Origin of the sequence: Rhodococcus sp. NPDC058639, assembly GCF_042717545.1 — a bacterium.
Taxonomy (GTDB): domain Bacteria; phylum Actinomycetota; class Actinomycetes; order Mycobacteriales; family Mycobacteriaceae; genus Rhodococcus.
This window is the reverse complement of record NZ_JBHXRF010000006.1, coordinates 334,846-347,922: the sequence shown is the minus strand read 5'-3', so window position 1 is coordinate 347,922 and position 13,077 is coordinate 334,846. Positions and strand designations below refer to the sequence as shown.

Below are 13,077 nucleotides of genomic sequence, written 5' to 3'. Positions count from 1 at the left end.
GCACCGAGCCTAGAGGTCGGCGCGCTGGGCCCACGGATGCGACCCGACCGCGTAGTAGCCGTCCTCGCCGTCGAACGAGATGTGGATCATGCCGTCCCGCTTGCTCATCACCGGAAGGACCGGTTCGACGGTCACCTCCGCGGCCATGATCTCCGCGACCGTCCGGTATCGCGCCAGGTCCGTCAACTGAGTCCAGGTCGGGGGAAGCAGGACACACCGTCCCGACCGCCAGTACTCGAGTTCTTCCGCGGCGGTCCGCCACCGCACCTCTTCGGCTTCGCTCGTCTCCCCGTCCGCGCGCTGTCCGTCGGGTGCGGCGGCAATGAAGAATCGGGTGTCGTACCGGCGGCGCTCCCCCAGGGGCGTGATCCAGTTGGCCCAGGGGCGCAGCAGGTCGGCGCGCAGCACGAGTCCTTCTCGCGCGAGAAAATCGCCGAAGGACAACTCACGGGCCTCGAGCTTGCGGCGCGCACCGGCGTAGACGGCAGTATCCGCGACGAGCGTGTCGCGGTCCGGTCCGGCCAGCAGGACACCGCATTCCTCGAACGTTTCCCGCACGGCCGCCAGCACCAGCGCGCGCGCTGTCGCCTCGTCGGTGGCGAACCGCTCCGCCCACCAGGCGACGTCCGGACCGGACCACCGCACCGACGCGTCGGTATCGGACGGATCGACCCCGCCGCCGGGGAACACCGTCATCCCGCCGGCGAAGTCCATGCCGACCACGCGCTGTTGGAGGAACACCTCCACTCCCCGTGCGGAGTCGCGGACCAGCATCACCGTGGAAGCACCGCGGATCGGCACCGCGGCAGGGTCGAAGGAGCTCACCGAGCGATCGTGGGGCATGGCCTCAAACTATCGGATCACGTGACGCACGCCATGCCGGGCGCGCCCGCCGTCTCATCCCCGACGGTGGCGTCCCGGCTCCTGGGTACGGCGAGCGAAGAATCGGCCGTCCGCCTGTTCCAGCGTGATGGCCTGGCTGAACGCTTCGCTGAGGTTCTCCCCGGTGATGACGTCGTCGAGCAGACCCTGCGCGACGACCGCGCCTTCCTTGAGGAGCAACGCGTGGGTGAAACCGGGCGGGATCTCCTCGACGTGGTGCGTGATGAGGACAGTGGCCGGCGCGTCCGGGTCGGCGGCCAGCACGCCCAGTCGCGCGACGAGTTCCTCGCGGCCACCGAGGTCCAGGCCGGCCGCGGGTTCGTCGAGCAGCAGCAGTTCGGGATCGGTCATGAGCGCGCGGGCGATGAGCACTCGTTTGCGCTCGCCCTCCGACAACGTTCCGTACGACCGGTCGGCGAGATGTTCGGCGCCGAGGCTTTCGAGCATCTCGATCGCGCGCTCGGTGTCCATGTCGTCGTAGCGTTCGCGCCATCGACCGAGTACGCCATATCCGGCGGAGATCACCAGATCGAGGACTTTCTCGTCGAACGGCACGCGGTTCGCGAGCGCCGCCGACGACAGGCCGATGCGGGTCCGCAGTTCGGACAGGTCGGTCCGGCCGAATGTTTCGCCGAGCACGTGTGCCGTTCCGGACGTGGGGAACGTCTCGGCCGCCGCGATGCGCAGCAACGTCGTCTTGCCTGCGCCGTTGGGGCCGAGCACCACCCAGCGTTCGTCGAGTTCCACCTTCCAGGTCACGGGTCCGACGAGGACGTTGCCTCCACGCCGCACCAGAACGTCTTCGAATTCGATGAGCAAATCGGGATCAGGTTGTGCCACGCGTCCATCTTGTCTTACGTCCGGGCGCGACACGCGGCAGGATCATGCCTGTGTCGTCACCCTCCTCGGAATCCGCTCCGTCCGCCGCTCTGCACGACCGGTCGCCGTTCCCCCTCGGCGCGACGGTTGTCGGCTCCGGTACCCGGTTCGCCGTGCACGCCCCGCACAGCGACCGCGTCCAGGTGTGTCTCGTCGGAGAGGACGGGCACGAACAGCGGATCGACCTCCCCGACTTCACCTACGGCGTGTGGCACGGTGTGGTCCCCGGCGTCGGCGCGGGGCAACGGTACGGCTATCGCGCGGACGGGCGGTGGGATCCGCGGCACGGCGTGCGCACCAATCCCCACAAGATCCTTCTCGATCCGTGGGGCCGGCAGATCACGGGCGAGGTGGGTGACGCAGCCAGACTGCTTGCCTACGACGGCGGCCCGTTCGACGCGATGTCGACCGTGGACTCGCTCGGGCACACGCCGCTGTCGGTGGTCACGGCCTCCGGCGCCGACACCCCGCAGCGGCCGGGCATACCGTGGGAGAACACCGTCGTCTACGAACTGCACGTGGGTTCGTACACCGCGCACCATCCGCAGGTACCCCCGCACCTGCGCGGCACCTACCTCGGGCTCTGCCACCCGGCGGTGATCGACCATCTCGTGCAACTCGGCGTGACCACCGTCGAACTCCTGCCGGTCCAGGCTTTTCTCACCGAACCCCCGGTCCGGGCGCGCGGGATGCGAAACCACTGGGGATATTCGACCGCGTCGTACTTCGCTCCGCACCCCGCCTACGCCGCGACACCGGGTGAGGAGATCGCCGAGTTCCGCACGATGGTCCGCGCGCTGCACAGCGCCGGACTCGAAGTCGTTCTCGATGTCGTCTACAACCACACGTGCGAATGGTCGGTGGCGGGACCGAACCTGTCGTGGCGCGGTCTCGACGCGCCCGGTTACTACCTGCTCGACCACCACGGTCACGACATCGACCTCACCGGATGCGGCAACACGATCGACGGTTCCTCCCCCATCGCCGTCCGGATGGTGTGCGACAGCCTGCGGTACTGGGCGGAAGAGATGGGTGTGGACGGGTTCCGGTTCGATCTCGCGAGCGCGCTGGCGCGGCCGCGCGGTGGTGCGTTCGACCCGCGCGGGGCTCTGCTCACCGCGATCACCACCGACCCGGTGCTCACCGGCCTCAAACTCATCGCCGAGCCGTGGGACGCGACCGGGCACGGTTACCAGTTGGGTCGCTTCGGTGTGCAGTGGGCCGAATGGAACGACAAGTACCGCGACTCGGCGCGCCGCTTCTGGGCGGGGCACTCGGGTGTCCGCGAACTCGCCTCGAGGCTCACCGGCTCGGAGGATCTGTTCCGGCGGGAACAGCGGCAGCCTGCGATGTCGGTCAACTACATCACCGCGCACGACGGATTCACACTCACCGACCTCGTGTCGTACCGGCACAAGCACAACGAGGCGAACGGCGAGGACGGCCGCGACGGTTCCGACCACAACGAATCTGTCGATCACGGCGTGGAAGGTCCCAGCGACGACGTCGAGATCGTCGCCGCGCGCGACCGGCACGTCCGTGCGCTGCTCGCGACGCTGCTGCTCTCGACCGGCACACCGATGCTGCTCGCCGGTGACGAACTCGGTCACACCCAGCACGGCAACAACAACGCGTACTGCGTTCCGGAGGACGTACCGGTACGCGACGCGTGGCCGTTGGAGTGGGAAAGCGCCGACCTCGACCGGCTCGCGTACGTGCGCGGGCTTCTCCGGCTCCGGAACGTGGTGCCTGTGCTTCGCCGGCGACGGTTCTTCGACGGGCGGGCGAGGACCGGCGGCCACCCCGACCTCGTGTGGTTCGGGATCGACGGCACCGAACTCGACTACGCGGGCTGGCACGACGAGAGCCGCCGCACCCTCCAAGGCTGGGTCGACGGATCGGGGCTGGGCACCACCACCCGCGCGGGGATACGGCTACCCGACAGCAGCGGTCTGTTCGTCCTGCACGCGGGGGGCGCCGCGACCCTGACTCTGGGTGGGCCGGAGTGGTATCGCGGCGACATCATGTGTGTCTTCGACTCCAGCACGGTCGACGGCGCACCCGTCGACGATGCCCCCCGCCCGGTGGGTACCGCGTTTACGCTGACCGGTCCGACCGTGCTGGTGTTCCGCACCTCGATGCAAGACGAAACACCCACGGACACAACGCACTCCGGCTCCGACCACCACGGGTCCCTGCCGGGATGACCCGGTGCGGCGGCTCCGTCGTCGAGACGGTCACCCGGCCAGTGCGACGACGGTGACCGAACCGGGCGCGACTTCGGTGAATCCGGCGTCCTTCACCGCGACGGCAGATCCGTTCTCGACGTGCGCGAGCAGTTCGTGCCATCGCGCGGGAGTCGCGTCGCGGACGGCACAGGGATAACCCGCGGCCGCCCACTCCCGTGCGGACTCGAGCGGCAGTGCGCCGGCGAGCAGCATCGAGGCGTGACCGACCTGTGCGGCGGCCTTGCCCACCGTCATGCCCAGAGTTCCGTCGATCCACAGCACCGGCACACCGGCGGGCGGGGAGGGCGGACTGTCGGGCGGGACATCGGTGCCGCCGATCTGCAGCCGGGAGATCCTCGGGTCGAGTGCTCCTACCGGACCGGGGACCAGTGCCCGCGCCTGGGCACCGGCGTGGTCGACGGTGACTCCGTCGACCTCCTGCGCGGCGCGCCACTGCGCACCGCGGGCACGACGGCTGACCTTGCGGATCCGGGCGTCGTTCCACGCGAGGAACGCCTCCTGCCACGGTCCGAGCTCTCCGTCCGGTCCCGGCCCGACCCGCGGATCCAAGCACAGGGTGACGGTGGCGATTGCGGCGGCCTCGAGCAGCGCGCTCCGATCGGGCGGATCGGATTTCGGGATGTGGAGAACGATCGGCATCGCCAGCACCGATGCCGGGTCGGCCGGGTCGGGCCGGTCTCCGTAACCCCGGGCGAGCACGGCGTGCCGCTGCGTGAACCCGGGGTCGGTGAAGATCGGATGGGGTTCAGGCACCACGATCGAGCGGTACCCGTCGCAACGTTCCGTCGACCCGGTCGGCGGCTTCTACCTCGTCCCGCGTAACACCGAGGACGAAGAGCACGGCGTCCAGATACGGGTAGGACAACGCGGTGTCGGCGACCTCGCGCAGCGCGGGCTTCGCGTTGAACGCGATACCCAGGCCGGCGGCACCGAGCATGTCGATGTCGTTGGCACCGTCGCCGACGGCCACGGTCTGCTCGATGGGCACACCCGCCTCGGCGGCGAATTCACGGAGCGCGTGCGCCTTTGCGGCACGGTCGACGATGTCGCCGACAACGCGGCCCGTGAGCCTTCCGTCGACGATCTCGAGAGTGTTCGCGCGCACGAAGTCGAGTTCGAGGTCGTGAGCGAGGCCCTCGATGACCTGGCGGAAACCACCCGAGACGACACCGCAGCGGAACCCGAGCCGACGCAGCGTCCGGATGGTCGTGCGCGCGCCGGGGGTGAGTTCGATCTGATCGGCGACTTCGTCGATGACACTGGCGGGCAGGCCGGCGAGTGTGGCGACGCGTTGTTCGAGCGACTGCGCGAAATCGATCTCGCCACGCATCGCGGCTTCGGTGACTTCGCGGACCTTGTCCTCCACGCCCGCATGCGCGGCGAGCATCTCGATGACCTCGCCCTGCACCAGAGTCGAGTCCACGTCGAAGACGATCAGCCGCTTCGCGCGACGGGCGAGACCGGCGCGTTCCACCGCGATGTCCACGTCGATACCCGCGGCGAGTTCCGCGAGGGCCTTGCGCAAACGGCGGTCGGCGTCCGAATCGGTGTCCGGCGCGGTGACCATCAGTTCCAGCCCGGTGACGGGATAGTCGGCGATCCCGCGGATGGAATCGATGTTGGCGCCCTGCTCGGCAAGTGTGCGTCCCACCGACCGCAACGCGCGCGCACTCAACGGGCTGCCCAGCACGACGACAGCGTGAGTGGACACCGGGTGACCGCTGCCGGGTGCCACGCCGATCTGTACTTCGGCACGCATGCCGATGGCGGCCATGGCCGACGAGACCTCGTCCTGCAACGCCTCGACATCGCGGGGGCAGACCACGAGGACGCCGAGCGTCAACTGCCCGCGGATCACGACCTGCTCCACGTCGAGCAGGTCGACGTCGTACCTCGTCAGCACTGCGAACAGCTCCGAGGTCACGCCGGGATGGTCCGGTCCGGTCACGGTCAGGAGCACCGTGCTGTCAGACGCCACAACGTCTCCGATCATTGTCGTCGAGGCACGTGCGGACGCAGCACGTGCCCATCCATTGTCGCAGTCCGAGCGGTCGACTCCGCGTCGGGGTACGGGCCCGGAACGGCCGAAGCCCCGCCCGTGGAGACGGGCGGGGCTTCGGTGCGTAGAGCGGGTCGATCAGGAGCGCGGGAGGTCGCCGGGGGTACGGTCGGCGCCTTCGAGCACGTTCACGCTGTGCTTGTGGCTACCCGGTCCGACGTGCGCCTCGGCGCGCATCTTGTCGACCATGTGCGGGTAGTGCAGCTCGAACGCGGGACGCTCCGACCGGATGCGCGGCAACTCGGTGAAGTTGTGCCGCGGCGGCGGGCAGGAGGTGGCCCACTCGAGCGAGTTACCGAAGCCCCACGGGTCGTCGACCGTGACGATCTGGCCGTAGCGGTAGCTCTTGAACACGTTCCACAGGAACGGCAGGGTCGAAGCACCGAGCACGAACGCACCGACGGTCGAAATCGTGTTGAGCGTGGTGAACCCGTCCGACGGCAGGTAGTCCGCGTAGCGACGCGGCATGCCCTCGTTACCGAGCCAGTGCTGCACCAGGAAGGTGGTGTGGAAGCCCACGAAGGTCAGCCAGAAGTGCCACTTGCCGAGACCCTCGTCGAGCATGCGGCCCGTCATCTTCGGGAACCAGAAGTAGATGCCGGCGTACGTCGCGAAGACGATGGTGCCGAAGAGCACGTAGTGGAAGTGCGCCACAACGAAGTACGAGTCGTGCAGGTGGAAGTCGAGCGGCGGGCTCGCGAGGATGACACCGGTCAGGCCACCGAAGAGGAACGTGATGATGAAGCCGACCGAGAACAACATCGGTGTCTCGAAGGTCAGTTGCCCCTTCCACAGCGTGCCGATCCAGTTGAAGAACTTCACGCCTGTCGGGACGGCGATCAGGAACGTCATGAACGAGAAGTACGGAAGCAGCACGGCGCCGGTGGCGTACATGTGGTGCGCCCACACCGCGATCGACAGGGCCGCGATGGCGATCGTCGCGTAGACCAGGCCGGTGTAACCGAAGATCGGCTTGCGGCTGAAGACCGGGAAGATCTCCGAGACGATGCCGAAGAACGGCAGCGCGATGACGTACACCTCGGGGTGACCGAAGAACCAGAACAGGTGCTGCCAGAGGAGCACACCGCCGGTGGCCGGGTCGTAGATGTGGCCACCGAGATGACGGTCGACGAACAGCCCGAAGAACGCAGCGGTCAGCAGCGGGAACACGAGCAGGATCAGCAGGGCGGTGATCAGGATGTTCCACGTGAAGATGGGCATCCGGAACATCGTCATGCCGGGAGCGCGCATGCACACCACGGTGGTGATGAAGTTGACCGCGCCGAGGATGGTGCCCAGGCCCATGACACCGAGACCGAGGATCCAGAAGTCCGCGCCGACACCCGGGGAATGCAGCTCACTGGTGAGCGGGGTGTACGCGGTCCAGCCGAAGTCGGCGGCGCCACCGGGGGTGACGAAGCCGAGCATGACGATCGTCGCGCCGAACAGGTACAGCCAGTAGCTGAACGCGTTCAGACGCGGGAACGCCACGTCGGGCGCGCCGATCTGCAACGGCAGGATGTAGTTCGCGAAGGCGAACACCACGGGGGTCGCATACATCAGCAGCATGATCGTGCCGTGCATGGTAAACAGCTGGTTGAACTGTTCGTTCGACAAGAACTGAAGACCGGGAACCGCGAGCTCTGTACGCATCAGCAGGGCCATCAGGCCACCGATGAGGAAGTACGCGAACGAGGTGACCAGGTACATGAGCCCAAGCATCTTGGGGTCTGTTGTCGTGATCATCTTGTAGATGAACGAACCCTTGGGTCCCTGCCGCGGCGGGTATGGCCTCGCTACCGCTAACTCTGGGACTGGCTGGGGCGCTACGGCAGTCACTAATCCTCCTGAATGCGCGCTCGGCCTCGGGCTGGAGGCGAACGTTCTCTGGCTTGCGCTCATCGAATCGTAGACCCTCCGCAAACCGGTCGCCCGCCGGGTCCTACTCGCTGTCGTATTCGCCGCCACGCTACCTGGCATGGAGCCCGAGACTTACCACAGAGCCTGTGCTGCGGATCACACGAACGGGTCCCAACGAGCTTGCGGGACACTGTCGGCGGCGTACGGCACACGAGATAGCCTGAGCCGTCCCCTGGTTCGAGCCCGTCCGTCAGGAGTGGTCTGAAGTGTTAGCTGTGCACCGGTCCCGCGCAGTCGTCGCGTCCCTCGCGATCGCTGCCGCGACGTCGACCGTACTGGCGAGTTGTTCCACCCCCGCCGACGACGACGCCTCGACCATCGTGCGCACGACCACCCGCATCGCCGGCGCATCCGTGGTCGGCATCGACCGTGACACCACCACCGCGTGCGCCCTTCCGTCTCCTCTCGATGCGGGCGTTCCGCCGACCGGCACACGGCGGATGGTCCACACCGCCGGGGTCACCGAAGTTCCGGCCGACGCGCAGCGCATCGTCGTCCTCGACGAGGCAGCGCTCGACGCTGTGTGCGCACTCGGCTTGTGGGAGCGTGTCGTGGGCGCCACCGTCGACGCCGACGGGAGGCCGGAGTATCTCGGCACCGGCATCTCCGAGTTGCCCACCGTCGGGCCGGAGGGCGCTCCCGACATCGCGGCGATCGAGCAGGCCCGCCCCGATCTGATCCTGGGGTCGGCGGCCGACGAGAGCGTCTACCGGTCCGTGTCCGCAGTGGCTCCCACCGTGCTCGTCGGTTCCGATCCCGTGTTCTGGCGGCAGCAGTTCCTCCGCGTCGGCGAGGCCCTGGGACGGAACGCCGCCGCGCAGGCGGTACTCGACACCTACGCCGCCGAGGCTGCTGCTCTCGGACGCGAACTGGTGTCGTCCCAGACTCAGGCGTCGATCGTGCGGTTCACCGCCGAAGGTGGAGAGATAGAGGGCACGGCGTCGTTCGCCGGACAGGTCGTCGGAGATCTCGGCGCCGCGCGGCCGCCGGCACAGCGGTTCGGGGTCGTCGACAACCGCCCCACCGAGGCTTTCGCCGCGGACGATCCGGCGGCAGCGGACGGCGATGTGATCTTCGTCCGATTCGACGGCGGAGAGGGACTCGAGCGCGGGACCGAGATCATGCGCACCGATCCGTGGCTCGACCTCGGCGCGGTCACCGACAACCGGTTGTTCTCCGTAGCCGACGAGGTGTGGTCCACACCCGGCCCCGTCGCAGCGCGCGCGATTCTCGAGGACCTCGGCGTGGGTCTCAACGGTTACTCCGGATAGAAGAGGAAGACGCGATGCCGGTCCCCGACTTCGTTCTCCGTCTCCGCGCCCAGGTCGGCACAGCACCGTTGTGGCTGCCCGGAGTGAGCGCGATCGTCGTCGACGACGATCATCGGGTGCTGCTCACCCGCCGCGCGGACAACGGGAAATGGGCCGTCGTCTCGGGCATTCTCGAGCCCGGCGAAGAGCCCGCGGCAGCGGCGATCCGGGAAGTGCACGAGGAAACGGGCATCGACGCCGAGATCGTGCGGCTCACGAGCGTCGACGTCACCGCTCCGATCGTCTATCCGAACGGTGACGAAGCGCAGTATCTCGATGTGGCATTTCTCATGCGCGCCGTGGGGGGAAGCGCGCGGGTGGCCGACGACGAGAATCTCGAGGTCGGGTGGTTTTCCCCCGACGCTCTCCCCGAACCGCTGACCGACACCTCGCGGCTACGGCTCCACAAAGCTCTCGAGGGCCGCACGGAAGCATGGTTCCGCCGCCCCTGACGCCACGAAAGCCCGGCGGCCGGGTGTCGCCGCACTGTGTGCGTGACACCCGGCCGCCGGGACGAACGGTGACCGATCCGGTCAGAAGTCCCAGTCGTCGTCCTCGGTGACGACGGCCTTGCCGATGACGTAGGAGCTACCCGAGCCCGAGAAGAAGTCGTGGTTCTCGTCGGCGTTCGGCGAGAGCGCCGACAGGATAGCCGGGTTCACGTCGGTCTCGTCCTTGGGGAACAGCGCCTCGTACCCGAGGTTCATCAGCGCCTTGTTGGCGTTGTACCGGAGGAACTTCTTGACGTCCTCGGTCAGGCCCGCCTCGTCGTACAGGTCTGCGGTGTACTGGGTTTCGTTGTCGTAGAGCTCGAAGAGCAACTCGAAGACCCAATCCTTGAGGTCGTCGCGCTCGGCCTGAGTGATCTTCTCGAGGCCCTTCTGGTACTTGTAGCCGATGTAGTAGCCGTGCACGGCCTCGTCACGGATGATCAGGCGGATCATGTCGGCCGTGTTGGTCAGCTTGGCCCGCGACGACCAGTACATCGGCAGGTAGAAACCGGAGTAGAAGAGGAACGACTCGAGCAGCGTCGAGGCGGCCTTGCGCTTGAGCGGGTTGTCGCCCTTGTAGTAGTCCAGGACGATCTGCGCCTTGCGCTGAAGGTTCACGTTGTCCTCCGACCACCGGAACGCGTCGTCGATCTCACGCGTCGAGCACAGGGTCGAGAAGATGTTCGAGTACGACTTCGCGTGCACCGACTCCATGAACGCGATGTTCGTGAGGACAGCTTCCTCGTGCGGAGTGACCGCGTCGGGAATCAGCGAGACGGCGCCCACCGTGCCCTGGATGGTGTCGAGCAGGGTCAGTCCCGTGAACACCCGCATCGTGAGTTGCTGCTCGTATGCGTTGAGCGTTCCCCACGACGGGATGTCGTTGGACACCGGCACCTTCTCCGGAAGCCAGAAGTTGCCGGTGAGGCGATCCCACACCTCGGCGTCCTTCTCGTCGGGGACGCGGTTCCAGTTGATCGCGGAGACGCGATCGATGAGCTTGACGCGCAGGCCGTCCGCCGGCGAGTGCGCGTGCGGTGCTGAGGTCATCGGTTACCTACCTGATCGGTGTTCGTGTGCAACGGGTGTCGTGGAAGTCGGATCACAGCATGCAGGAGACGCAACCCTCGACCTCGGTGCCCTCGAGCGCCATCTGCCGCAGGCGGATGTAGTACAGCGTCTTGATGCCCTTGCGCCAGGCGTAGATCTGCGCCCGGTTCACGTCGCGGGTGGATGCCGTGTCCTTGAAGAACAAGGTGAGCGACAGGCCCTGATCGACGTGCTGGGTCGCCGCGGCGTAGGTGTCGACGATCTTCTCGTACCCGATTTCGTAGGCATCCTGGAAGTACTCCAGGTTGTCGTTGGTCAGGTAGGGAGCCGGGTAGTAGACGCGGCCGATCTTGCCTTCCTTGCGGATCTCGATCTTCGACGCCACCGGGTGGATCGAACTGGTGGAGTTGTTGATGTACGAGATCGAACCCGTCGGCGGGACGGCCTGGAGGTTCTGGTTGTAGATGCCGTGCTGCTGCACCGACGCCTTCAGCTCACGCCAGTCGTCCTGCGTGGGGATCTCCACGCCCGACTCGGCGAACAACTGCCGCACCCGCTCGGTCGCCGGCTCCCAGGTCTGGTCGGTGTACTTGTCGAAGAACTCGCCCGACGCGTACTTCGACTCCGGGAATCCCTTGAAGTGCGAGCCTCGCTCGATGGCGAGCTTGTTCGACGCGCGCAGCGCGTGGAACAGCACCGTGTAGAAGTAGATGTTCGTGAAGTCGATGCCCTCGTCGGAGCCGTAGTAGATCCGCTCGCGGGCGAGGTAACCGTGCAGGTTCATCTGACCCAGGCCGATGGCATGGGAATCGTTGTTGCCCTGCTCGATCGACGGAACCGAATTGATGTGCGTCTGGTCGGACACGGCGGTCAGGCCCCGGATGGCGACCTCGATGGTCTGCGCGAAGTCGGGCGAGTCCATCGTCTTGGCGATGTTGAGCGAACCGAGATTGCACGAGATGTCCTTGCCCACGTGGCTGTAGGACAGGTCGTCGTTGTACGTCGAGGCCGTGGACACCTGCAGGATCTCGGAGCACAGGTTCGAGTGGGTGATCTTGCCGGCGATCGGGTTCGCGCGGTTCACCGTGTCCTCGAACATGATGTACGGGTAGCCGGACTCGAACTGCAACTCGGCGACGGTCTGGAAGAACTCACGCGCCTTGATCTTCGACTTGCGGATCCGCTTGTCGTCGACCATCTCGTAGTACTTCTCGGTGACGTCGATGTCGGCGAACGGCTTGCCGTAGATGCGCTCGACGTCGTACGGCGAGAACAGGTACATGTCGTCGTTCTTCTTGGCCAGCTCGAACGTGATGTCCGGGATCACGACCCCCAGCGAGAGCGTCTTGATCCGGATCTTCTCGTCGGCGTTCTCACGCTTGGTGTCGAGGAACCGGTAGATGTCGGGGTGGTGGGCGTGCAGATAGACCGCGCCCGCACCCTGCCGCGCACCGAGCTGGTTGGCGTACGAGAAGGAATCCTCGAGCAGCTTCATGATGGGGATGACGCCGGAGGACTGGTTCTCGATCTTCTTGATCGGCGCGCCGTGCTCGCGAATGTTGGTCAGCAGCAGGGCAACTCCACCGCCGCGCTTGGACAGCTGCAGGGCGGAGTTGATCGCGCGTCCGATCGACTCCATGTTGTCCTCGATGCGGAGCAGGAAGCACGAGACCGGCTCGCCGCGCTGCTTCTTACCGGAGTTCAGGAAGGTCGGGGTAGCGGGCTGGAAGCGGCCGGAGATGATCTCGTCCACCAGGTGCGTCGCAAGGATCTCGTCGCCGTCGGCGAGAGTCAGTGCGACCATGCACACGCGATCTTCGAAACGCTCGAGGTAGCGCTTCCCGTCGAACGTCTTGAGGGTGTACGACGTGTAGTACTTGAACGCTCCGAGGAACGTGGGGAAACGGAACTTCTGCGCGTAGGCGTGCTGGAACAGCGTCTTGACGAACGAGCGGGAGTACTTGTCGAGTACCTCGGGCTCGTAGTAGTTCTCCTCGATGAGGTAGTCCAGCTTCTCGTCGAGGTTGTGGAAGAACACGGTGTTCTGGTTGACGTGCTGCAGGAAGTACTGGCGCGCAGCGGCAACATCCTTGTCGAACTGGATCTCACCGTTGGGGCCGTACAGGTTCAACATGGCGTTGAGCGCGTGATAGTCGAGACCCTTGAGCGAGTCGTCGAGCTTGTGGCTCTTGGCTGGAGCGGGATCGGTAATGGTCACAGTGCTGTCCCCACTTATC

General features: G+C 66.5%; 10 protein-coding genes. 3 read left to right on the top strand and 7 right to left on the bottom strand.

The features are described from left to right. Positions 1 to 9: 9 nt before the first annotated feature. Both ACFWU2_RS14485 and ACFWU2_RS14480 read right to left on the bottom strand, forming a co-directional pair. Positions 10 to 843 (bottom strand): NUDIX hydrolase, encoded by an 834-nt coding sequence (locus tag ACFWU2_RS14485; protein WP_378607144.1) that lies wholly within the window; start codon positions 841 to 843, stop codon positions 10 to 12. Positions 844 to 897: 54 nt separating this feature from the next. Beyond that, a complete protein-coding gene (locus ACFWU2_RS14480; RefSeq protein ID WP_378607141.1) occupies positions 898 to 1,722 on the bottom strand; it encodes an ABC transporter ATP-binding protein in 825 nt (274 codons plus the stop codon). A 44-nt stretch (positions 1,723 to 1,766) separates the two neighbouring features. Here ACFWU2_RS14480 and glgX point away from each other — a divergent pair, with 44 nt between their 5' ends. Continuing rightward, entirely contained in the window at positions 1,767 to 3,968 is a 2,202-nt protein-coding gene (gene glgX, locus ACFWU2_RS14475) for a glycogen debranching protein GlgX (RefSeq protein WP_378607138.1), read from the top strand. A 30-nt stretch (positions 3,969 to 3,998) separates the two neighbouring features. Here the strand turns inward: glgX and ACFWU2_RS14470 are convergent, their stop codons facing one another. The 3 genes from ACFWU2_RS14470 to ctaD form a co-directional block, all read right to left on the bottom strand. Next, positions 3,999 to 4,766, bottom strand: coding sequence for a peptidyl-tRNA hydrolase (locus ACFWU2_RS14470; protein WP_378607135.1), 768 nt, complete (start codon positions 4,764 to 4,766; stop codon positions 3,999 to 4,001). After that, entirely contained in the window at positions 4,756 to 6,003 is a 1,248-nt protein-coding gene (gene serB / locus ACFWU2_RS14465; RefSeq protein ID WP_378607132.1) for a phosphoserine phosphatase SerB, read from the bottom strand. The genes ACFWU2_RS14470 and serB overlap by 11 nt, the downstream gene beginning before the upstream one ends. A 144-nt stretch (positions 6,004 to 6,147) precedes the next feature. Next, positions 6,148 to 7,908, bottom strand: coding sequence for a cytochrome c oxidase subunit I (ctaD, locus tag ACFWU2_RS14460; protein ID WP_378607128.1), 1,761 nt, complete (start codon positions 7,906 to 7,908; stop codon positions 6,148 to 6,150). A gap of 287 nt (positions 7,909 to 8,195) precedes the next feature. On the opposite strand from ctaD, the gene ACFWU2_RS14455 reads away from it, so the two are divergent. After that, entirely contained in the window at positions 8,196 to 9,260 is a 1,065-nt protein-coding gene (locus ACFWU2_RS14455) for an ABC transporter substrate-binding protein (protein WP_378607125.1), read from the top strand. Positions 9,261 to 9,274: 14 nt separating this feature from the next. Then, positions 9,275 to 9,751 carry an NUDIX domain-containing protein gene (locus ACFWU2_RS14450; RefSeq protein WP_378607122.1) on the top strand — a complete coding sequence of 159 codons (477 nt, stop codon included), beginning with the start codon at positions 9,275 to 9,277 and terminating at the stop codon, positions 9,749 to 9,751. Between the two features lie 81 nt (positions 9,752 to 9,832). Here ACFWU2_RS14450 and nrdF read toward each other — a convergent pair whose 3' ends face one another. Beyond that, positions 9,833 to 10,840: a class 1b ribonucleoside-diphosphate reductase subunit beta gene (gene nrdF, locus ACFWU2_RS14445; protein WP_169619674.1), complete on the bottom strand. Its 1,008-nt coding sequence runs from the start codon at positions 10,838 to 10,840 to the stop codon at positions 9,833 to 9,835. 52 nt (positions 10,841 to 10,892) lie between these two features. Continuing rightward, positions 10,893 to 13,058 carry a class 1b ribonucleoside-diphosphate reductase subunit alpha gene (nrdE, locus tag ACFWU2_RS14440; protein WP_378607119.1) on the bottom strand — a complete coding sequence of 722 codons (2,166 nt, stop codon included), beginning with the start codon at positions 13,056 to 13,058 and terminating at the stop codon, positions 10,893 to 10,895. Positions 13,059 to 13,077 lie beyond the last annotated feature (19 nt).

Excerpts from the sequence above, each read along its gene's own strand:
- ACFWU2_RS14485 (WP_378607144.1), bottom strand. The coding sequence starts at position 843 with ATGCCCCACGATCGCTCGGTGAGCTCCTTCGACCCTGCCGCGGTGCCG.
- glgX (WP_378607138.1), top strand. The coding sequence starts at position 1,767 with ATGCCTGTGTCGTCACCCTCCTCGGAATCCGCTCCGTCCGCCGCTCTG.
- serB (WP_378607132.1), bottom strand. The coding sequence starts at position 6,003 with ATGATCGGAGACGTTGTGGCGTCTGACAGCACGGTGCTCCTGACCGTG.
- ACFWU2_RS14450 (WP_378607122.1), top strand. The coding sequence starts at position 9,275 with ATGCCGGTCCCCGACTTCGTTCTCCGTCTCCGCGCCCAGGTCGGCACA.
- nrdF (WP_169619674.1), bottom strand. The coding sequence starts at position 10,840 with ATGACCTCAGCACCGCACGCGCACTCGCCGGCGGACGGCCTGCGCGTC.